Below are 21,973 nucleotides of genomic sequence, written 5' to 3' on the forward strand. Positions count from 1 at the left end.
CAAAACTATAGCATGGCATAAATTCATGGTTTGCCTGTTTTGCGTTTGCGCCAGAAACATAGTGTGATAACAGTGACATGGGGGCATTGTAGAAAAAAACAAGCCGGTAACTCAACGAGTTACCGGCTGTATATTAAAATTGCGATATCACATGCGGATATTGCGGTTGTTAGCTGGCCTGGGCAACCAGGTATTCTTCGTAAGTACCGACAAAGTTACGTACGTCCTGGCCGGTTATTTCGATGATCCGACTGGCCAGTGATGAGACAAATTCGCGATCATGACTGACAAAAATCAGTGTACCTTTATAATGCTCCAATGCCATGTTTAATGATTCAATCGATTCCATATCAAGGTGGTTAGTCGGCTCATCCATTACCAGAATATTTGGCCGCTGTAGCATCAGCTTACCAAACAACATTCTGCCCTTTTCCCCGCCCGATAATACCTTAACCGATTTTTTAATTTCATCCTGGGAAAATAATAACCGGCCCAAGATACCCCGGATGGCTTGCTCGTCATCTGACGGTTGTTTCCACTGGCTCATCCAGTCAAATAAGCTCATTGGCTCAGCAAATTCATGGGCATGATCCTGCGCATAGTAGCCAATCTTAGCATTTTCTGACCATTTAACGCTGCCGGACTCCGGGGTTAAGTCGCCTATCAGACATTTTAATAAGGTCGATTTGCCAATACCGTTAGCCCCTAAAATCGCTACTTTCTCGCCTACTTCAATGGTCATATTGAGGTTTTTCAGCAGCTGTAACTCAGCGAAGCTTTTATTCAGACCGTCCACTTCAAGCGCTAAGCGGTAAAGCTGCTTTTGCTGCTCAAAGCGAATAAACGGATTAACCCGGCTGGATGCTTTAACTTCTTCCAGCTGAATTTTATCGATTTGCTTCGCTCGAGACGTCGCTTGCTTTGCTTTAGATGCATTAGCTGAGAAGCGGCTGACAAAGGTCTGCAATTCAGCAATTTGCGCTTTTTTCTTGGCATTGTCAGAAAGCAGTCGTTCACGGGCCTGAGTGGCGGCAAACATATATTCGTCATAATTACCCGGATAAAGGCGCAACTCACCGTAATCCAGATCAGCCATATGGGTACAGACGCTGTTCAGGAAATGGCGGTCATGCGAAATAATCACCATGGTGCTGTTGCGCTCAGCCAGTACATTTTCCAGCCAGCGAATAGTATTAATATCCAGGTTATTGGTCGGTTCGTCCAACAGCATAATTTCCGGATCGGCAAATAATACCTGAGCCAGTAACACTCGTAGTTTAAAGCCTGGGGCAATTGCCGACATCGGCCCGAAATGTTGCTCAACTGGAATACCAACACCAATCAAAAGCTCACCGGCGCGTGACTCAGCGGTGTAACCGTCCATTTCACCAAATGCGACTTCTAAGTCGGCGACTTTCATGCCGTCTTCTTCGCTCATTTCGCTACTGGCATAAATACGATCCCGCTCTTCTTTTACCGCCCACAATTCCGCGTGTCCCATAATCACGGTATCAATGACAGAATATTGCTCGAATGCAAATTGATCCTGATGCAGTTTTGCCACCCTATGGTTAGGTTCAACTGAGACATTACCGGCGGTTGGCTCCAGCTCTTTGCTGAGAATTTTCATAAAAGTCGATTTACCGCAGCCATTGGCTCCGATCAGACCATATCGATTACCGTCACCGAATTTGATGGAAATGTTTTCGAACAACGGCTTGGCACCGAATTGCATTGTAATATTGGCAGTTGAGATCACTAAAAGGTCCGCTACAGGTTGTACTGGATGAAAAAGGTGCGCCACTATACGCGCTTTGTGCTGCAAATTCAAAAAAACCGGCATAGCAGCCGGCTTTGTTTGTTGGTTCTGGTAAGCGGGTTGTCGTTAACCCGCTTGTGCCGCCACAGCAACCGCAGTGCGGGTTAATTCAGTTATTTTTGGCCAGTCTTTGTCGCTGACAGCCTGATCAGGTACTATCCAGGAACCGCCAACACAGCTAACATTTGGCAGGGCCAGATACTCCAGATAATTCTTCTCGTTGATACCACCGGTAGGGCAAAACCGAATATCCGAAAATGGGCCATGAATTGATTTTAAGGTTTTTACTCCGCCTGCGGCTTCTGCAGGGAAAAACTTAAAATGGGTATAGCCGAGGCCGGTACCTTCCATCAACTCGGAAATACTGGCGATGCCCGGAATAAGTGGAATGACCGAGTCTTTCCCGGCCTGTAGCAATTCACGGGTAAGCCCCGGACTAATTGCAAACTTCGCACCAGCAGCGATCACCTGTTCTAGTTGGGACGCCGTAGTCACGGTGCCGGCGCCAACTATGGCTTCCGGTACCTGCTGTGCCAGCAACTTAATAGCGTCAAGTGCAACCGGGGTGCGTAACGTGATTTCAAGCACCCGGATCCCGCCCGCCAGCAAGGCTCTGGCCATTGGCACCGCGTCAGCCAGATCTTTAATTACAATAACCGGAACTACTGCACCCTGTGCAAATAATTCAGCAGGTTGGAGCTGCCAATTTTCAAATGCCATACATTAACTCGCCAAAGATTGTTTTAAGTAAACTGCTGCGCCAAGTAACCCTGGCTGGGGTGCAGTCACGATATAAGTGGCGATCTGGCGATTAAACGCGCTAAACCGACCTTTTGCTTCAAAACGGGTTCTGAAATCACTTGCAGCCATCAGCGGCAATAATTTAGGCGTTATGCCACCAGCGACGTAAACGCCGCCAAAAGTACTGAGCGTAAGGGCTAAATCACCGGCAACACTGCCTAAACTGGCGAAAAACTGGGCAACAGTGGCGCTGGCAAGTTCGGATTTACCAGACAGTGCCAAATTACCAATCTCCCCTGCTGCCAGCGGAGCAACATCTAAACGACGGTACAATGCTAACGCCCGGTATATTGCCTCAAGACCCGGACCTGATAACAACCGCTCTGGTGAAACATGGCCATAGTCTTTACTCAGCACTTGCTGAATAAACCATTCTTGTTCGGTTTGTGCCGCCCAGTCGATGTGACCACCTTCGCCTGGCAATGGAATAAACTTATTGTCGACGTTAATTAAATGTGCCACTCCCAGGCCGGTACCTGCACCCAGCACTGCCATTGGCTGTGAATGCCGTGCGCTACCCTGGCCTATCTGAACTTTGTCATCGGCGGTAAGTGCCGGAAGACACATTGCTACTGCGGTAAAATCGTTCATCACCAGCAACCGTGCTAACCCCAACTGACGTTGCATCGCACTGACTGAAAAATGCCAGTGAAAATTAGTCATGCTGACATCATCACCGGTTACCGGACAGGCAATGGCAATGGCTACATGCTTTAATGCAGTCAGTTGCTGTTCTTGCTGGTAATGTTGTAACGCATCGGCCAGGCTGGCGAACGTTGCACAGGGATATACCGCCACATGATCCAACGCCAGGGTCGTCAAGTTGACCCGACTGAAACGGGCGTTGGTACCACCAATATCTGCTACTATGGCGTAGTCTACCGGGTTAGCCATGCAGGTGCTCCTCAGTAACGAACAAACTGCAGGCTCCTTGCTCGGCCCCACTTAGCTGGGCCCGCATTGCGCCAAACATTTCCCGGCCCATGCCATAAAAGTTGTGGCTTAAATCACTTTGCGCCGCTTCTCTTGCATTAAACTCAGCTTCATCAACCAGCACTTCCAACTTACCGCTGTTGCCGTCAACCAACATCATATCACCGGTTTTAATCCGGCCAATTGCACCGCCATCAACGGCTTCCGGGGTGACATGAATTGCCGCTGGAACCTTGCCTGATGCGCCTGACATCCGGCCATCGGTGACCAGTGCAACTTTAAAACCTTTGTCCTGCAGCACACCCAGCGGTGGCGTCAGTTTATGCAATTCCGGCATACCACAGGCTTTCGGCCCCTGGAACCTGACTACCACAATACAATCTTTATTTAGCTCACCGGCTTTAAATGCCGCATCCAGCTCATGCTGACTATGAAAAACCACAGCCGGCGCCTTGATAACTTCGGTGCCATCACGTAACGCGGAGGTTTTAAGAATAGCCCGCCCAATATTGCCCGACAGCACTTCCAAACCACCATGACTTTTAAATGGCTTGGCGACTGTCGCCAGTACTTCAGGGTCCAGTGAATGCTCGGGTGCATCAACCCAGTGCAGTTTGCCGTCTTTTAACAACGGTTGCTGGGTATAGCGCCGCAGGCCTGGGCCGGCGATAGTTTGCACATCTTCGTGCAGTAAGCCGGCGTCAAGTAACTCACGGATCAGCAGTGCCATACCACCAGCATGCTGAAAATGGTTAATATCAGCCTGGCCATTAGGATAAATCCGGGTTAATAACGGTGTCGCTGCAGACAATTCGGCAAAGTCGTCCCAGTTGACAATAAAACCAGCTGCCCTTGCTACGGCAACCAAATGCATTGTGTGGTTGGTAGAACCACCGGTTGCCAGCAAGCCGACAATACCGTTAACAATGGCTTTTGCATCAACCAGCTTGCCGATTGGTAAATAATTGTCACCCAGCTGAGTTAAACGGGTTACCTGACGAGCGGCAGCTTTAGTGAGTTCGTCCCGTAAGGCACTGCCCGGGTTAACAAATGAGGAGCCTGGCAAATGCAGCCCCATCATTTCTACTACTAACTGATTAGAGTTAGCTGTACCGTAAAACGTACAGGTGCCGGCTGAGTGATAAGATGCCGACTCTGCTTCCAGCAATTCTTCTTTACCGACTTTACCCTCAGCAAATAACTGACGTACCCGGGCTTTTTCTTTGTTGGGAATACCTGAAGGCATAGGGCCGGCCGGCACAAAAACGAATGGCAAATGACCAAAGCTTAATGCGGCCATCAATAAGCCCGGGACTATTTTGTCACAAATACCCAGCATCAGGCCGCCATCAAACATATTATGCGATAAGCCAACTGCAGCTGACATCGCGATAATATCGCGGCTAAGCAAGCTTAACTCCATGCCAGGCTGGCCCTGAGTAACGCCGTCACACATAGCAGGCACACCGCCGGCAAACTGCGCCACACTACCCACCTCGTTTACTGCCTGTTTAATGATTTCCGGATAGGTTTCATAGGGCTGGTGGGCAGATAACATATCGTTATACGAGGAGACAATGCCGATATTGGCTTTGGTCAGACTACGTAAATCTGCTTTATCCTGTTTATTACAGGCGGCAAAACCATGGGCCAGGTTACCGCAACTCAGCACGCCTCGATGCGGTCCGGACTGGCCGGCTTCATCAATACGCGCCAGATAAATAGCCCGGCTTTTAGCACTGCGGGCAATAATGCGGTCGGTTACCCGTTGAATAACAGGATTCATAACACTTCCTCTAATTAGCTGCGTACATTACAGCCACATCAACATCTGGCTGCTGCAGCACAGCCCTGATTGGCATACTGGTGACATCGGTATCAGCCTGCGCTTTATTCAGCACCGCAAGCTTACTCTGACCAACCAGATGAATAAATAATTGCCGGGTATTGAGTAACCTGGGCAAACTAAGCGATATCCGCTGGTGAGGTGCAGTAGTGGGATTAACAGCCAACACGGCTGGTGCATCTGCCGCAAGACCTGCACTAAGTTCAGTGCTACATGGAAAAAACGATGCGGTATGACCGTCTTCACCCATGCCCAGAATGACGGCATCAAACGCCGGTAACTTGGCTATTCGTGGCAAAACGGTGGCAACCGCATCTTCGGCTGTCGCCGCTGGCGCATACAAGCTGATAAACTCCGCCCCTGCTGCCTTGCCTTTTACCAAGTTGGCTTTCACCAGTCGCTCGTTGCTATCGGCAGTATCAACCGGCACAAAACGCTCATCTGCTAGTAAAATGGTTACGTCTTGCCATGCTAAATCAGTTTCAGATAACGCATTAAACAGCGCTGTGGGTGTTCTGCCACCAGATACAACTAAATAAGCCCGGCCACGCTGGGCAATGGCTTCATTTAGCAGCATAACCAATCGATTGGCAAAATCTGTATTTAACGCGTTGCTATCGGAGTATTGATGAAGTTGCATTTTTTATTCGCCTAATCCGTTTATTCGTCCCAGTTGCGCTCGTCACGTGCCAGCATTGAAATAGAAGCAACCGGCCCCCAGGTCCCTGCCTGGTAGGTTTTGGCAGGTTCATTATTGTTCTTCCAGGCATTCAGAATACCATCAACCCACTGCCAGGCTTGCTCTACTTCGTCACGACGGACAAATAAATACTGATTACCCAGCATAGCTTCCAGCAACAGCCGCTCGTAAGCATCCGCTATGCGTTGTGATTTAAAGGTTTCGTCAAAACTTAAGTCTAACTTGCTTTGTTGCAGGCGCATATGCTCGCCAAGACCCGGTATTTTATTCATGACCTGCACCTCTACCCCCTCATCGGGTTGCAAGCGAATAATCAATTTATTTGCGGGCAGCTCATTGTAGGTTTCATGAAAAATATTATGCGGTTGTGGCTTAAAACAAATGACCACTTCACTGTGTTTTTTCGGCATCCGTTTACCAGTGCGCAAGTAAAACGGTACACCAGCCCAGCGCCAGTTATCTATATCAACTTTAATCGCAACAAAGGTTTCAGTCCGACTACCCGAACGGGCACCATCTTCTTCCAGATAACCGGGTACCTGTTTACCACTAACAAAACCGCTGGCATACTGCCCCCTGACGGTCTTTTCCTGAACATTACTACTGTCGATGCGCCGTAATGCTTTAAGTACTTTTAATTTTTCATCCCGAATACTGTCGGCGTCGAGCCTGGCGGGCGGCTCCATCGCAATTAATGACAATACTTGTAATAAGTGGTTTTGCACCATATCACGCATCTGGCCGGCGTCATCGTAGTAACTCCAGCGGCCTTCCACGCCGACTTCTTCAGCGACAGTAATTTGTACATGGTCGATTGCATTATGATCCCAGTTAGACGCAAAAATCGCATTGGCAAACCGCAGTGCTAATAAATTAAGCACGGTTTCTTTACCCAGGTAATGGTCTATCCGGTAAATCTGGCATTCTTTAAAGTGCTCAGCGACCTGATCATTGATAACAATTGAAGACGCTAAATCATGTCCAATCGGCTTTTCAAGCACTACCCTGGACGGTTCAGCCGCTAAACCCGCTGCAGCCAGACCTTTACACAGATCACCAAACAAGGCCGGGGGGGTGGCAAAGTAGCTAACAGGCGTGCGTTTGCTGGCATCTACCAGTTTACCTAATTTTTTATAATCACTGGTTTGGGTCAAATCGAGTTGTACATACAACAGTTTCGCAGCCAGTTGTTGCCAGACTGTCTCATCCAACGTTTCCTTCTTTAAAAAGGTTGTCAGATTAGTTTTCACCATATCAAGGTAGCCACTGTTATCCATCGCATCACGGGCGACCCCGATAATCCGCGAATCTGCCGCCAGCAGGCCAGCTTTCTCTAACTGGTATAACGCCGGTAGTAACTTGCGCCGCGCCAGGTCACCTTTTGTACCGAATAAGATCAAATCACAGGCGTTATTCTGGGCATTCTGTGCTGTTGTTGTCATATCTGACCCTTGCAATAATACGTAATTTTACAACACTTAAGGCATACTACCGCGCTGAAATTGCAGTGTAAACCCAATTTTCTGTAATTTAATTACATAATAACTTATATTTTGACTAATCTTACATATTAAGGCAGCCTTAGCAATGCAATTACAGTTTTGTGGTAAATTTAATACTGTTTTGTCTGTTGCGTTGGTGTATAACCAAAGCAACAACAAGTCTTGCCACCATAACATTTTAAAAGATCAGGAATTAGCGGATGAACGTACTGGAAAAAATCGTAAGTAGTGTTACCAGCTTCAGCAAGTCTGAGCGCAAGGTTGCCGATGTTATTCTGGCTAATCCACAGATTACTATCCACAGTAGTATAGCAGCCCTGGCCAAAATGGCCGATGTCAGCGAGCCTACTGTTAACCGGTTCTGCCGCCGCCTTGATACCAAAGGCTTTCCTGATTTCAAACTGCATTTAGCGCAAAGCCTTGCCAACGGTACCCCTTATGTTAACCGGCATGTAGAAGAGGAGGATGGCCCTGAGGCCTACACCGCTAAGATTTTCGAGTCGACCATGGCTGCGTTAGATACAGCAAGGCAAAGGGTTGATATTAACACTATTAACCGGGCAGTTGATGTGCTGACTCAGGCAAAAAAAATCTCATTTTTTGGTTTGGGGGCCTCCGCTTCAGTAGCGCATGATGCCCAGAATAAGTTTTTCCGTTTTAATGTACCTGTGGTGTGTTTTGACGACATTGTAATGCAACGCATGTCGGCAATTAACAGTTCAGACGGGGATGTCGTGGTATGTATCAGCCATACCGGCCGCACGAAAAACCTCTGTGACATTGCAGCCATTGCCCGGGAAAACGATGCTACAGTAATCGGAATTACCGCGTATGACAGCCCCTTAGCCCGGGAGTGTACCCTGGTATTGTCACTGGATGTGCCGGAAGACACCGATATGTATATGCCAATGGCTTCGCGGGTTGCCCAACTGGTATTGATTGATATTCTGGCCACCGGTTTTACTTTACGACGTGGCAGTAAATTCAGGGAAAACCTGAAAAAAGTGAAAGACAGTCTGCGCGGATCACGCTTTGAAAAGAAAGACTTTGCCAACTAAGTTGCCGTCTAGAACCATAATCAGGTTGGGCAACTGCACCAACCTGTCGCTTTTAATTCTATTGCCGCTGTATTCTGTAATAAAATTACATTACACTTAAAGTCTTGTAAGATCCGCGTTCAACAGCAGGAGCATCTGATGCCAAGAAGAACCAAAATAGTCGCTACCCTCGGCCCCGCTACTAATACCCAGCAATCAATCGAAAAGCTTATCAGTGCCGGTGCATCGGTGTTCAGACTGAATTTCTCTCATGGCAGTGCGGATGATCATCGGGAACGCGCCAGCATGGTTCGCGCTGCAGCGACGAAACTGGGTGCCCATGTTGCCATTCTCGGCGACTTGCAGGGCCCTAAAATTCGGGTATCGACTTTTAAAGAAGGTGCGGTATTGTTAGCCGACGGTCAGCAGTTTGTGCTGGATGCCAGCCTGGCGAAAGGCGAAGGTGATCATCATCAGGTTGGTATCGATTATAAAGCGTTACCCCAGGACGTTAGCGCTGGTGATTTACTGTTGCTGGACGATGGCAGGATCCAGTTGCAGGTTGAGCGGGTAGACGGTGACCGGGTTTATACCAAAGTTACTGTCGGCGGCAAGCTTAGCAATAATAAAGGTATTAACCGCCAGGGGGGTGGCCTGACAGCCCCTGCCCTGACTGAAAAAGATAAAGCCGACATTATTACCGCAGCTGAAATTGATGTAGATTTCCTGGCGGTGTCCTTCCCGCGCAGCGGCGATGATATGCGGATGGCGCGGGATTTAGCCCGGGCCGCGGGTTCAGAAGCGCGTTTAATGGCAAAAATTGAACGGGCAGAAGCCGTCGCCGACAACGAAACGCTGGACGACATCATCCGGGCGTCGGATGCCGTAATGGTTGCCCGGGGCGATCTAGGTGTTGAAATTGGCGATGCTGAGTTGGTCGGTCAGCAAAAACGGATAATTGCCCGCTCTCGTCAACTCAACCGGGTAGTAATTACCGCCACGCAAATGATGGAAAGTATGATTGAAAGCCCAATGCCGACCCGGGCGGAAGTCATGGACGTGGCCAATGCGGTGCTTGATGGCACTGATGCGGTGATGTTGTCTGCTGAAACCGCCGCCGGTAAATACCCGACTGAAACCGTAAAAGCGATGGCCAGGGTATGTGACGGTGCTGAAAAGCATCCCAGTGTGCAAATTTCTAAACACCGGATGGATGTTGCGTTTACTGAAATAAGTGAAACCATCGCTCTGTCCGCGATGTATGCAGCCAATCATTTAGCCGATATTAAAGCGATTATTGCGTTAACTGAGTCTGGCTACACAGCAAAATTGATGTCGCGGATAACCTCACCTCAACCTATTTATGCATTGTCCCGTCATGACAAAACATTAAATAAAATGGCCTTGTACCGTGGTGTTTATCCGGCATTTTTTGATAGCACAGCCCAATCAGCTCAGTCACTGGCGGATGCCGCTATTGATGCTATCCGCAAACAGGCGGGCCTGAAAAGTGGTGATCTGGTCATCATGACCCATGGTGATGCTATGGAAACGATTGGTGCATCTAATACCTGTAAAATTGTTCAGGTAAAATAGCTCTTAATCAGCGTTGCCACTAATAATAAAGGGCCGGTTGGCCCTTTATTATTAGAAAAGTATCTCTAATTGCTAAAACACATCCCTTTGCAGTTTTCTGACCCGTTTCGCTGCCCGGTATTCGACAAACTGCGGCGCCAGCGCCGTTAATGCTGAGCCGGTAACAACCATAAGTGCGCCCAGCCATGACCAGAGATTAAGTTGCTGGGCTTGCAAAAAATCGGGAAAAATCCAACCGGTAATATTAGCGAACAAGATAGTAAACAACGGCGTGACAGCCAGCACAGCACTAACCTTGGACGCTTCCCAGTGGTGCAAAGCTTCAGCAAAAGCACCATAAGCTACCACGGTATTTAAACAACAAAACACCAATAACCCCCAATGCAAATAACTCATTGTTTGCAGGGGGGTGAAATCTGACACAGGAATAAAACAGACAGTACCGGCTACATAGAGCAGGTACATAATTTGTTTTGAGCTATAGTTAACCAGCAGCTGTTTCTGAGCCAGAGCATAGGCGGCCCAGGTAATGCCAGCGGCAATCACCAGCAGCACGCCAAGTGTCTCAGAACTGGCTTGCAATACCAGTTGAACCAGCCGCTCGTTAAAAAACAGCAGCAAACCGCCTAATAACGTTAAAGCGCCTATTTTTTGCCACAATAATAATTTCTCTTTAAAGATCAGAATACCACCCAGCATCATTAAAAATGGTGCCAGCTGGATGACTACCTGTCCTGTTTCGGCAGTTAAATAATTTAATCCGCTTAAATACATAATATAGTTAGATAACAGGCCAACAACTGCGATTACCATTAACCAGGCTACTTTGCGATTATACATTTGCTTCATAGCAGGCAATTTGCCTCTTGCCGCCAGCCAGAGACCCACAATAACTGCAGCAGCCAGAAACCGGATTGCTGTAATGGTATTCGCTGATAGTACGTCCAGCACAATTTTAAGCGCTATGGGTAAAATGCCCCACAAAATGGCAGTCGTCAGCGCCAACAGCAGGCCGATAACACTTTTTCCGGTAATTTGGTGCATAAAAGCAACGTTTCCTTCAACAGGCAAAAGCTGGTGAGTCAGCTGTCGATATTGTCGCTTATTTAGCTTATAACTGTCTTGTAATTTATGTATGTTTGCGACAAATCAAGTGTCTTCGCCGCTCAGAAACTATACTAAGCTAAAATCTACTGGCGTTAGCTCAACACTGCAGCGACTATTTACAGTATAGGATTAACAATGAGTAATATTAAACGACTCGCAGTTCTGACTTCCGGCGGAGATGCGCCAGGTATGAATGCCTGTATTCGGGCTATTCTGCTGACTGCTGCGGCCTGCAATATCGAGGTTATCGGTTTTAAGCATGGTTTCAATGGTTTGCTGGAACAAGAGTATCAGACTCTCCATCCGCAGCATGTCGATAATATTATCCAGCGTGGAGGCACTATTTTAAAAAGTGCCCGCTGCCCTGCTCTGCAGCAGGCAGATGGCCCGGCCAGAGCTGCATTAAGCTTGCAAGAACTCAATATCGATGCGCTTATTGTTATTGGTGGTGATGGCAGTTTTCGCGGAACCATGGCAATCAGTAAACACTATGATGGTCAGCTGATAGGCATTCCCGGCACGATAGACAATGACGTAGATGGCACAGACCATACCATAGGTTTTGCGACTGCAATCGATACAGCACTAGATGCTATCGATAAAATTCGCGATACTGCTGACGCCTTTGAACGCATTTTTCTGGTGGAGCTGATGGGGCGCCACAGCGGATATCTGAGCCTGGCTGCTGGCATTGCCGGCGGCGCGGAGCAAATTATCTGTCCGGAGTTCGGTAAACTCAGCCCTGATAATTTAAGGTCAGTAATTAAACCAATTCAGCATGCTCAATTACTGAAAGGAAAATCCAGCTACTTAATCGTCGTCGCTGAAAATAGCTACCCAGGTGGCACCACCGCATTGGCGGAAGCACTGACTGCAGCAATAGGTATTGAATGTCGCGCCTGTATTCTTGGCCATATTCAACGTGGTGGCAGTCCGATTGGCGCCGACCGCATTCTTGCTACTAAATTGGGTGCCTTCGCGGTAGAGCAATTACTGCAGGGTGTTACGCTGGTAATGGCAGGCGAAGTGAATGGCGAAGTGTGTTTATATCCGCTGGCGAAAACCGGTGACGGCACAAAAACCATAGATCCGTTTTTAGTCCGCTGGCAACAACAAATAGGCAGCTATTAAGCTGCCTTTATCTGAGTAAATGTTGCTTACCCGCTTCAGTGACTAAACACCTGCTTTACCCGGTCTTTGTAACTACGGCTGACTTTAACTGCCTGGCCGTTAGTTAGCATCAACTGATGCTCGCCATTAGAGAGCATTTGTAATTTCGCAATAGTATGAACATTGACAATAGCAGAGCGGTGCACCCGGACGAACAGTCTCGGATCAAGCTCCTGCTCAAGTTCTTTCATCGTTCGGCGTAGTATGTGAGTCTGACCGTCTTTGGTATGGATACACATATAGTCGCCTGCAGCATCAACCCAGTCTATTTCCGCAACAGGTACCCGGGTGATTTCGCCGCTATCCTTAATACTAATCGCTTCTGGAAACCGATCGTTGACCACTGGCTCAGATTTATCCAGTCGCTGTAAAATATTGCCCGTTTCGTCACCGGTAAGCTTAGCAACGGCAGCGGCAAGCTGGCCTTTGTGCTTCTGGCTGTCAGCGGCGGCGTGAAACTTCAATACCTTTTCCACCGCGGCTTTTAAGCGCTCTGGTTCAACCGGTTTCAACACGTAATCAAGTGCATTCACTTCGAAAGCATTGAAAGCATAATGATCATAAGCGGTAACAAATACGATGTATGGCAATTTAAGCTGCTGTTGCTGCAAACACTTCAGCACCGCAAAGCCATCCATACCCGGCATTTCTACATCAAGAAATACCACGTCAGGCTTTAACTCCAGAATACGGCTTACGGCTTCATCACCATTACTACACTGGGCAACTACTTCCAGCTCTGTAAAAGCTGCCAGCCTGACCAGCATGCCTTTACGTGCCAAGGGTTCATCGTCTACTACTATTACCTTCAACATGGTTTGTTTCCAATTGCTCTAACTGTAAAGGGATCCGGATATTGACTTTCAGCCCTTTGGGCTCGTTGTGAGTCAGTACCAGAGCAAAGTCATTATCATAAAGTGCTGCCAGACGCTCTTTAGTGTTCACTAACCCTACCCCGCTGGCACTATTTTTGGGAATACCGTCACTAATTGGCATGCCCGGACCATTATCAGATACTTCTAACAACAAATCGTGCCCGAATTTTTTTGCGGTGATGGCGATAGCACCGCCATTAACCTGGCTCGCTACAGCGTATTTAATTGCATTCTCAATTAATGGCTGCAAAATTAAACTTGGCACCAGCGCCCGCTCGGTGCCTTGTTCGATATCAAACTCTATGGTTAAACGTTCAGAAAACCGTACTTTCTCAATTTCCAGATACAATTTTGCCGCGTACAGCTCTTGCTCCAGCGGTACCCGGTTTATCGGATCTTTATAAAGTGAATACCGTAAAAAATCACTTAATCTGGTTACCATTTTATTGGCAGTGTCGGTTTCGTTTATCAATACTAAGGTCGAAATTGCATTTAACGTATTGAACAGAAAATGTGGGTTTAGCTGGTAACGCAACATTTTCAGCTGTGCTTCATGAGCCTTGTTCGTGGCCGTTAACGACTTTTGTTTTTCCAGTTGCAGGGTCTGGTAATATTTGATACCAAAATATAAACCACTCCAGCTAAGCATGACATAAAACGCTACCGGGGTGTCTCTTATGTAGAGTAACCAATCGTCTGGCCGGTAACCATGTCGGTATATTTCCCAATAATTAAAGTTCCTTACGCTGGTCCACACCGCTGCGATCACTAGTGCTAACACCAGCACCAATAAAATCATGCGCCAGGGCTGCCAGAACCAGATACGCTGATAAATATAGCGCAGCGGAATAGTGATAAGCCAGCCGACATAGGCATCTAAGGCAACGACTATTAAATAGGCATCCCGGGTTTCCTGAACCAGAGAACCAAGATAATTAACAATAGCAAAACCAAGCCAGCCCAGACTATGCAGGATCCAAAACTGGCGGTTACGATCTTCAAACACTTTGTACAAGATAAAATTCCGGATTATTACGCTTGGCAGAGTATAACTAACATCGATAGTAAATCCTTGCCGCTTGAACTGATTTCAGCAGACATTAATCGCAATTACGCTTTACCTTGCAAATCAAAAGTAATAATCAGAAATCTGCCAATACCGGAGTCGGTTTACGATCTGCATCTAAAGCAACAAAGGTGAAGTTACCCGATATTGCTTTATGTTGGTCGTCGTTATACATGTTTTCGACAAATATATCGACGTGAACTTTGATACTGGTGCGCCCTACGTGTTCAATTCTGGCAACGAGCTCAATAATGCTCCCTGCCGGAATAGACTCTTTAAAATCAACTCTATCGGAGCAGACGGTTACGAGCGGTTTGCGACAAAAGCGGGTGGCAGCGATAAAAGCGGCTTCATCCATCCACGCCAACGCCTCACCGCCAAACAAGGTATTATGATGGTTAGTGCGCCCGGGGAATACTGTTTTAGTTACCCGGGTAACAGCATGAGCTGTCCGCTTGGCGATAAGGGTTTCACTGGGTGGGGTGTTTGACATAAGCTACTCACTCTGAAATTAGATTACCAAAATTAGCAATGACGCAGGCGACAACCTGATTAGCCTCATTATAACAGGACTGCTCCATTGAACGGTATTTTCTCAGCCTGAATAGACAGCGCTCTGAGACCATTTTCAACTAGTTGCATTGAGGATTTAATGAACCACGTTAGTTATCAGTTAAAAATACAGGATATCAGCAGTCACCGGATTGAAGTAACGTTAACTTTTATGCCTGAGCTGAATGTGCACAAGTTAAGTATGCCAGCATGGATCCCCGGCAGCTATATGATCCGCGACTTTGCCAAACACCTGCTGACAATTTCAGCTTTTGACACAACCGGCCCATTGTCATTAGAGCAACTGGATAAACAAAGTTGGCAACTGACATGCCGGCAACAGCCGGTAACCGTTATTTACCAGATTTACGCTTATGATTTGTCGGTTCGGGCGGCTTATATCGATGATGAAGTAGCAATACTAAATCCGGCGGCGCTTTGTCTTGGGGTCAGTAACTTAACCTCGCTACCGCAGCATGTCGTTCTGCCTAAACCAGAGCTGCCGGTAGCAGCCAACTGGCGGGTTGCAACGGCCTTAACACCGGTAAATGGCACACTAACACTTGGTTTTGGTACTTATCAGGCCGCAGATTATGCTGAACTTATTGACAGCCCGCTGTTGGCCGGTATTTTTAACCTGCAACAATTCAACGTAAATGGTGTACCACATTATTTGCTGGTAACTGGGAATAATCTCGCTGATTTACCCCGTTTTGCGGCCGATTTACAACAGATATGCCAGCAACAACTTGCTGTTTTCGGCTGCCTGCCAGCAGATTTAAATCAATACTGGTTTTTATTGTGGGTAACTGAACAGGGTTATGGCGGACTGGAACATAAGTTTTCTACCCTGCTGCTATGCAACCGTTATGATTTACCGGCGCCAACCAGTCAGCAGCCCGATGACAATTATCAGCAGCTACTGGCCTTATGTAGTCACGAGTATTTTCATACCTGGTGGGTTAAGCGTTTAATGCCAGCAGAATTCAAGCCTTATCAGTTAGCTACAGAGCAATATAGCCGTCAGTTATGGTTGTATGAGGGCATTACATCCTACTTTGACGACCTGGCGCTGGTACAAAGTGGTTTAGTTAGCCCTGAGCGTTATCTGGCCACGCTGGAAAAACTCATCAGCCGGGTTAACCGCAGCCCGGCTAATAACCTGCAAAGCCTGGCTGACAGCAGTTTTACTGCCTGGACCAAGTTTTACAAACAGGATGAAAACGCGATTAATACGGTAGTCAGTTATTACGCCAAGGGCGCTTTACTGGCCTTTTGTCTGGAAGGCGCCCTGCGGGAGCAAGGAAGCTCACTGCAGCAGCTTTGCCATTACATGTATCAGCATTATCTGGAAACGGGGACCGATGAGCATAGCCTGTTTGAAAGTCTGACTGCGCTCGGTTTTACCAGCCTGGCAGACAGCGCCCTTGACTGGGTAAACCAAAGCATAGCCCTACCAATACAACACGCGGCATTAAGGCTTGGCCTGGAGCTGACTTTCAGGCCAGCATCAGACCACAATGACCTTGGTGGCGCTGGAAAGCAGAAAAATGACATCAACTGCCCCGCTTACCTGGCAGCCGGTGTGAAAGTTCAACAGGGTTTATTAACTATTACCCAGGTAATTGAAGGTGGGGCTGCACATCAGGCCGGTGTAATGGTTGGTGATCAGTTACTGGCCTTGGCCGGTTGGAAACTAACAGAGCAGAGCCTGCCGCAGCTACTGCAGCGCCTGGTATCAGGTTCTGAACAACCGCTGACAATTTACCGCAAAGACCGCTTGCTGGCGCTAACGTTGCCGATCCGGCCTGGCCCGTCAACAATTGCCAGCTTAAGGGTTTGCAATACTGACAAGGCCAGTTGCTGGTTACAGCAGGATACCACTACTCTGGCAGCAGCAATTGCGGATCCAGCCGCTCCTGTAGCCAGTTAATCCGCCAATCCAGATGGGGACCGGTTACCCGGCCGGTCGCCCCTACTTCTGCAATTTTATCTCCCTGTAGGATCTGCTCACCCACTGTAACGTTAATTGCATGCAGGTGCATCAGGGTCGACGTTACCCCCATGCCATGGTCAATAATTAACGTCAGGCCAGAGTAATATAAATCTTCGGCCAGCAGCACCTCGCCATCCCAGGGGGCTAACACCGGGGCGCCAACCGGTGCGGCAATATCAAGTCCGTAGTGTGGGTTGCGGGGCTCGCCATTAAAAACCCGCTGACTACCATACACACCTGATATTCGCCCGACTGCAGGTCTGACCGGTTCAGCGAAAATTGCCGCTTTATCGGTTAGGGTCGTTCGTACCGCACGGACTTTGCGATTATCATTCTGAATCCGCTCGGTAACTTCGGCGGGTGGCGTAACATATTTCTGAGCAACGCCGCTAATGCGCTGAATGTCATAGTCACGACTACTGAAAGCAAGTGGTATGTTTTGCTGCTTGCCATCAGCTTCAATAACCGTCAGCTGGTGAGTTAAACTGGCATCACGGCCAATCCCAAATACAAACCGACCCTCTGTGGAAACACTGATGGGCTTATCATTAAACAGTACTTTGGCTCCTGCCGGCGCCTGACCCCGGATCAAGCTGCCCTGGGTAAGTTTACCGTCCAGCACAATGTCGTCGGCCGCTGCTAAGCTACCTGTTGCAAGCACACTAGCACTGAGCAATAGCGCCTTTAGCCACACCTTCATAAGCTACAACCTTATATGTTTTTGTGATGTCGATTGCTTTCAGTTCACTGGCAATAAAGTCTGCCAGACACTCTACTGTTGTATCACAGGGCACAATATCACAATGGCTTTGTGGAATAACCAACTCAAACCAGCCCTGCGTTGCCTGATAGCGGAAACAATAGGCATCGTCCCGACCGCTCAGGAACTGCAGGGCGGCGGCGTCGCATAAATCAGCTTCCGTACCCAGGTAACTGTCCTGCCAACGTTCACTCCACATTTTATTTAAACGCGGGGAGAGCATACCATCAGCATAAATCTGGATAGTAGAACGATGGCCATGGGCGATTCGCTGACAGTTGCCATCGTGTTTTTTCAACCCATGACTGTAATGATAGTAAAAGCCGGTACTGGCTTCTGGTCGCAATATTAACTTAAGCCTTGCAACATTATCGGGTAATAATGGTGTAATTAATTGTTCAAGAAACCGGCCAACACTGTGTTCGTTAATCTGTGCTGTCGGAATACAGGCAAAAGCTTCAGCCGGTGACGCCAGGCTGATAGTGCCACGTAAACTCTGGTAATGTACCAGGCTGCACTCAGACTCAGTTGTCATCTCAAGTGCCGTGCATTCCATCGGCAAAGCAAGTTTATGATCGACCAGCTGGTCGATGGCCTGTTTAATCACTTTTTTTACTTTGGCAAAATCAAACACCATAGCGGTTTCGTCTAAACTGCCATGCAGTTCAACATCAACAATATAACTCTCGCCGACCATGCCCCGTTGCAGGTCCAGGTAAGAAAAGTCAATCACAGTTAAGGAATTTACAAATAAGATCATCTGAATGTCCAGGCTAAAGCGGTTGCTGTTTAGTATACCTGTTCAGCTCAGCGGCAGTAAGAGCAAAGGCCGTGCTTTTAGCGCTTATGTTCAGTTAACCAACTATTAAGAATACCTATCTGGCCACACTTATGGGCGGCATACATTAAGCGAATGGCATTACTCAACAGGGTACTGTCATTCCACTGGGTTTTTTCCTGAATTTCCTGGTAGCACGCTAACGCTTCCGGTGTTAAATATCCACGCAGTTCTTTTTTACCAGAAGCTTGTTGCCGCTGCCGGTACCGTTGCTGTTTTTCGGCATTACTCAGTGCCCGCTTATTGTCACTGCTCATAGCTATACTCATCACTTATTTATTTGTAAGGTGAAAACCGCACGCCTACTATTATCAGACTGGTTGAAAAATTATAGCGAACCGACAAATCGGACTTGTCTGGCGTACAAGTGTTCGCTAAAGTGGCGCAGCATTTATAATGGGTTAAACATACATGACTAAGAATAGCTTTACAAAAGAAGATTTAATCGCTTGTGCAAATGGCGATTTATTCGGTGAAGGCAACAGCCAGTTGCCTTCAGACAATATGCTGATGATGGATAGAATTATCCATATTTCAGAAGAAGGCGGCTTGTACGGCAAAGGCCAGATCATTGCTGAGCTGGATATTACCCCGGAACTTTGGTTCTTTGCCTGTCATTTTAAAGGTGATCCGGTTATGCCTGGCTGCCTTGGGCTGGACGCAATGTGGCAACTGGTTGGTTTCTTTCTGGGTTGGTGTGGTGGCCCGGGTAAAGGCAGAGCGCTGGGTGTGGGTGAAGTTAAATTTACTGGCCAGATATTACCCACTGCCAAAAAGGTAACTTACACTATAAATATGAAACGAGTGATTAAAAGAAAATTGTTTATGGGTATTGGTGATGGTGTGGTCAGTGTTGATGGCCGTGATATTTATGCCGCAACTGATTTAAAAGTTGGTTTATTTCAGGATACGTCAAGTTTCTGATTTGTAGCAAATAAGACAATACCTTGCAAAACTCAAAATAAACCCCGCAAGCTTGGCGGGGTTTATTTTTCTAATCAGTATAATAGTATCCGTTTAGAGGCCTTTGTTAAACAGACCGACATTCCGGTCTTCCATTGCTTCCCGCCAACCTCCGAGCCATTGTGAGCGGGCATCTAAATTTTGATAGGGACAAATTTCTTTGGAGCGTCCGGTAACACCGGCACGATAACCTTGAGCATGAGCACGTTCCAGACGATCACGTTTTTGTCTTTTCATACGGCAGTCTTCCTCAACATTTTTATTAGTTAACAGTACATTCGTGGTCACGGACAGACAACCTGAGATGCCGGCATACCACAACAACGTACACATTAATTGATAGCTGACAGGGTAAGAAGGTTCAAACGAAATTAACTAATATACTGCTTGACAAAAGCTAACGAACTGAACTTGTTTGCCTTTTAAAGACATTTTTATTTATATTTTATTACGATTAAAAATTTATTTTGATAACTTTTAATCTCATCAGTTTTTGCCATAAAAAAAGCTGCCGAAGCAGCTTTTTTAATTCCGGCGTGACCCGCTCTTTTAATTAGCGTCTACGACGGAACAACAAACCAAAAGCCGTTAGTAGTAACAAGCCGATACCGCCCAATCCACCGGCATTTCGTTCGTAAGTATCTTGCTCGGTATTACAGTTTTCCTGCTCGCCATTGGCTATCGGCAATAACTTCACCGCTTTAGCCTGCTCAGCCAGTACCGGATTACCACTGTCGTCCAGGATTGGCTCTCCTTTGGCATCAAGTTGCGGCATAACCTGCAGCACAGTCGCCAGAATTTCACCATTATTATTGATCGCACTGGCATCAATTACGGTAAAATCGGCGTTGCAACCAACCAGGTTATTTAAATCACTGAACGTATCGCTGGCAATATCATAAACAAAACCGTGCTGACGCCGGTCAGTGGTGCCACCGATAATAATTTCCGCCCGGCCCACAATCTGGCCGTTATCGTTAATTGCGGCCGGTACTGACGATGAGCTGCTAAAAAAGTCTGTAGGAAATACGACTTCATCCGCAGCGACATCGTAATAGAAAAACTTATCGCGTCGGGCACCATTGATAGTTTTTATCGCATATCCGGTAACAATATTACTATTATTGATATCGACAGCAATACTTGCCAGCCATTCAGTCGGGTCAATGATCCCCTTCACATCGCCATCCTGATACAGAGACGCATGAGGAGCGACATAAATCCGATTAAACTCCCGGCCAAAACTATCCCGGAATCGGATTGTTCTGTCACTATTACTGTAAATAGAATAGCCAACGGCAAGTCCATCGTCATTTACCGCCTGTGCAGAACTGGCGTAACGCACTGCCGGTTGATCATTATCAGGTTGATGAACTTCACCGGTTCCTTTCTCACCTAAGAAACCAAAGGTTTGACTAACTGACGCGCTGCCATCAGCTTGCAGCTGCCACAGCATCGCCCTTTCAAAATAACCATTTGGTACTACCACTGTCTGACTGCGGTATATCTGGCTTTTTAACTCAAAAAATGAACTGGTCCGAATTTCATGCTCCCGGTTCAAGCAAAGAACGGCAGGTTCATTGTCACCGTTGCAACCTGTATCCAGCAGCGTGTAAACCTCTTCATCCAGGCCCACTGAACCAGAGCCGGCAATTAAGCCCTGATTATTTACTGAAAAAGCCTGGCTGAAGCCCCCTCCTAACTCAGTATAGGGGGGCAACAAATTAACCGGGCCATTGCCAGAAACCGCCACTCCATACTGAAAGCCTGGCTCAGGTTGCCAAACTGTTATTGGCGCGGGTGTTTCCGCCTCTTCATCTTCCGGATCCGGCGCAGGGGTAAATTCCTGCTTAGCAAAAGGTGCTGTTGCAGTGCCTACAGCAATGCCTTGCTCATTTAAATCAAAAATATACTCATCATTTGAGCGAAGCTGCGCTAAATCACGCAAAGGTAATACGCCAGGCGTGCCATTGTCTGGCTGAGAAATGGCAACAGCCCCCCCTACTGGTTGATTTCTCAAGTCCGGAGTAGCACCAAGTAAAATCGTAAAAAAGTTAAGTACTCTGGCATCAAAAATACCCAGTTTGGCATCTTCAATTTCTTGTGGGGTTAAGGCAGAGGTTATCGTCGAACTCTCGAAGTTAATCGTACTCACATCTAACGGGAAATTAATAAAATTGGCAGCCCTTATTGTTGACTGCGGATTTTCGTCATACTGAATATAACCCTGGCCAGTGACAACAGCATTACCCTGATCATTTAAGGCCGCAGCAAAGTTTGCCTTGGATACCGTGTTCGGTTCAAGTTCTGCTACCTGATATACGGCAGCAGCAGTGGAAAATGCAGTTAGCAGTGGCAATACCGCCAAACTGATTCGAGATAATTTCATTCAAGGCCCCTAATGTACTTCTG

The 21,973-nt window shown here is 47.4% G+C and carries 20 protein-coding genes; 5 read left to right on the forward strand and 15 right to left on the reverse strand.

The annotated features are described in order from the left end of the window. Positions 1 to 169 precede the first annotated feature (169 nt). From KG631_RS01250 to zwf, 6 genes are all read right to left on the reverse strand, one after another. Positions 170 to 1,759 carry an ABC-F family ATPase gene (locus KG631_RS01250; protein WP_213994865.1) on the reverse strand — a complete coding sequence of 530 codons (1,590 nt, stop codon included), beginning with the start codon at positions 1,757 to 1,759 and terminating at the stop codon, positions 170 to 172. A 126-nt stretch (positions 1,760 to 1,885) separates the two neighbouring features. Beyond that, entirely contained in the window at positions 1,886 to 2,539 is a 654-nt protein-coding gene (locus tag KG631_RS01255) for a bifunctional 4-hydroxy-2-oxoglutarate aldolase/2-dehydro-3-deoxy-phosphogluconate aldolase (RefSeq protein ID WP_213994866.1), read from the reverse strand. Positions 2,540 to 2,542: 3 nt separating this feature from the next. Next, complete coding sequence (locus KG631_RS01260) at positions 2,543 to 3,514, reverse strand: glucokinase (protein ID WP_213994867.1); 972 nt, start codon at positions 3,512 to 3,514, stop codon at positions 2,543 to 2,545. Continuing rightward, a complete protein-coding gene (gene edd, locus KG631_RS01265) occupies positions 3,507 to 5,339 on the reverse strand; it encodes a phosphogluconate dehydratase (RefSeq protein ID WP_213994868.1) in 1,833 nt (610 codons plus the stop codon). Before edd ends, KG631_RS01260 begins: the two co-directional genes overlap by 8 nt. Positions 5,340 to 5,349: 10 nt before the next feature. Then, positions 5,350 to 6,039, reverse strand: coding sequence for a 6-phosphogluconolactonase (gene pgl / locus KG631_RS01270; RefSeq protein WP_213994869.1), 690 nt, complete (start codon positions 6,037 to 6,039; stop codon positions 5,350 to 5,352). Positions 6,040 to 6,059: 20 nt separating this feature from the next. Next, positions 6,060 to 7,541, reverse strand: a complete 1,482-nt coding sequence (gene zwf, locus KG631_RS01275) for a glucose-6-phosphate dehydrogenase (protein WP_213994870.1) — start codon at positions 7,539 to 7,541, stop codon at positions 6,060 to 6,062. 260 nt (positions 7,542 to 7,801) lie between these two features. Between zwf and KG631_RS01280 the strand changes: the two genes are divergently transcribed. Continuing rightward, positions 7,802 to 8,659 (forward strand): MurR/RpiR family transcriptional regulator, encoded by an 858-nt coding sequence (locus KG631_RS01280; RefSeq protein WP_019674299.1) that lies wholly within the window; start codon positions 7,802 to 7,804, stop codon positions 8,657 to 8,659. Positions 8,660 to 8,797: 138 nt separating this feature from the next. Further along, positions 8,798 to 10,234, forward strand: a complete 1,437-nt coding sequence (pyk, locus tag KG631_RS01285) for a pyruvate kinase (protein ID WP_213994871.1) — start codon at positions 8,798 to 8,800, stop codon at positions 10,232 to 10,234. 72 nt (positions 10,235 to 10,306) lie between these two features. Here the strand turns inward: pyk and KG631_RS01290 are convergent, their stop codons facing one another. Continuing rightward, complete coding sequence (locus tag KG631_RS01290) at positions 10,307 to 11,278, reverse strand: DMT family transporter (RefSeq protein WP_213994872.1); 972 nt, start codon at positions 11,276 to 11,278, stop codon at positions 10,307 to 10,309. A gap of 198 nt (positions 11,279 to 11,476) precedes the next feature. On the opposite strand from KG631_RS01290, the gene KG631_RS01295 reads away from it, so the two are divergent. Next, positions 11,477 to 12,472 (forward strand): ATP-dependent 6-phosphofructokinase, encoded by a 996-nt coding sequence (locus KG631_RS01295; RefSeq protein WP_213994873.1) that lies wholly within the window; start codon positions 11,477 to 11,479, stop codon positions 12,470 to 12,472. A 35-nt stretch (positions 12,473 to 12,507) separates the two neighbouring features. On the opposite strand, the gene KG631_RS01300 is transcribed toward KG631_RS01295, so the two are convergent. From KG631_RS01300 to KG631_RS01310, 3 genes are all read right to left on the reverse strand, one after another. Continuing rightward, complete coding sequence (locus tag KG631_RS01300; protein WP_213994874.1) at positions 12,508 to 13,326, reverse strand: LytTR family DNA-binding domain-containing protein; 819 nt, start codon at positions 13,324 to 13,326, stop codon at positions 12,508 to 12,510. Then, positions 13,298 to 14,392: a histidine kinase gene (locus KG631_RS01305; protein WP_365868046.1), complete on the reverse strand. Its 1,095-nt coding sequence runs from the start codon at positions 14,390 to 14,392 to the stop codon at positions 13,298 to 13,300. Before KG631_RS01305 ends, KG631_RS01300 begins: the two co-directional genes overlap by 29 nt. Positions 14,393 to 14,528: 136 nt before the next feature. Next, a complete protein-coding gene (locus KG631_RS01310) occupies positions 14,529 to 14,945 on the reverse strand; it encodes an acyl-CoA thioesterase (protein WP_213994876.1) in 417 nt (138 codons plus the stop codon). A 159-nt stretch (positions 14,946 to 15,104) separates the two neighbouring features. Between KG631_RS01310 and KG631_RS01315 the strand changes: the two genes are divergently transcribed. Further along, positions 15,105 to 16,937, forward strand: coding sequence for a PDZ domain-containing protein (locus KG631_RS01315; protein WP_213994877.1), 1,833 nt, complete (start codon positions 15,105 to 15,107; stop codon positions 16,935 to 16,937). Here the strand turns inward: KG631_RS01315 and KG631_RS01320 are convergent. The 3 genes from KG631_RS01320 to KG631_RS01330 form a co-directional block, all read right to left on the reverse strand. Next, positions 16,888 to 17,700 (reverse strand): M23 family metallopeptidase, encoded by an 813-nt coding sequence (locus KG631_RS01320; RefSeq protein WP_213994878.1) that lies wholly within the window; start codon positions 17,698 to 17,700, stop codon positions 16,888 to 16,890. The two genes, KG631_RS01315 and KG631_RS01320, sit on opposite strands and share 50 nt — an antisense overlap. Next, complete coding sequence (locus KG631_RS01325) at positions 17,663 to 18,520, reverse strand: 6-carboxytetrahydropterin synthase (protein ID WP_213994879.1); 858 nt, start codon at positions 18,518 to 18,520, stop codon at positions 17,663 to 17,665. Before KG631_RS01325 ends, KG631_RS01320 begins: the two co-directional genes overlap by 38 nt. A gap of 77 nt (positions 18,521 to 18,597) precedes the next feature. After that, a complete protein-coding gene (locus tag KG631_RS01330) occupies positions 18,598 to 18,855 on the reverse strand; it encodes a hypothetical protein (protein ID WP_301003525.1) in 258 nt (85 codons plus the stop codon). Between the two features lie 154 nt (positions 18,856 to 19,009). On the opposite strand from KG631_RS01330, the gene fabA reads away from it, so the two are divergent. Then, positions 19,010 to 19,522, forward strand: a complete 513-nt coding sequence (gene fabA, locus KG631_RS01335; RefSeq protein WP_213994881.1) for a bifunctional 3-hydroxydecanoyl-ACP dehydratase/trans-2-decenoyl-ACP isomerase — start codon at positions 19,010 to 19,012, stop codon at positions 19,520 to 19,522. Between the two features lie 93 nt (positions 19,523 to 19,615). Here the strand turns inward: fabA and rmf are convergent, their stop codons facing one another. Continuing rightward, positions 19,616 to 19,798, reverse strand: a complete 183-nt coding sequence (gene rmf / locus KG631_RS01340; protein WP_019674311.1) for a ribosome modulation factor — start codon at positions 19,796 to 19,798, stop codon at positions 19,616 to 19,618. Between the two features lie 316 nt (positions 19,799 to 20,114). Beyond that, the gene (locus KG631_RS01345) at positions 20,115 to 21,950 is read right to left on the reverse strand and encodes a DUF3466 family protein (RefSeq protein ID WP_213994882.1); all 1,836 of its coding nucleotides are present in this window, start codon (positions 21,948 to 21,950) and stop codon (positions 20,115 to 20,117) included. Positions 21,951 to 21,973 lie beyond the last annotated feature (23 nt).

Source organism: Arsukibacterium sp. (genome assembly GCF_018402695.1).
GTDB lineage: Bacteria > Pseudomonadota > Gammaproteobacteria > Enterobacterales > Alteromonadaceae > Alishewanella.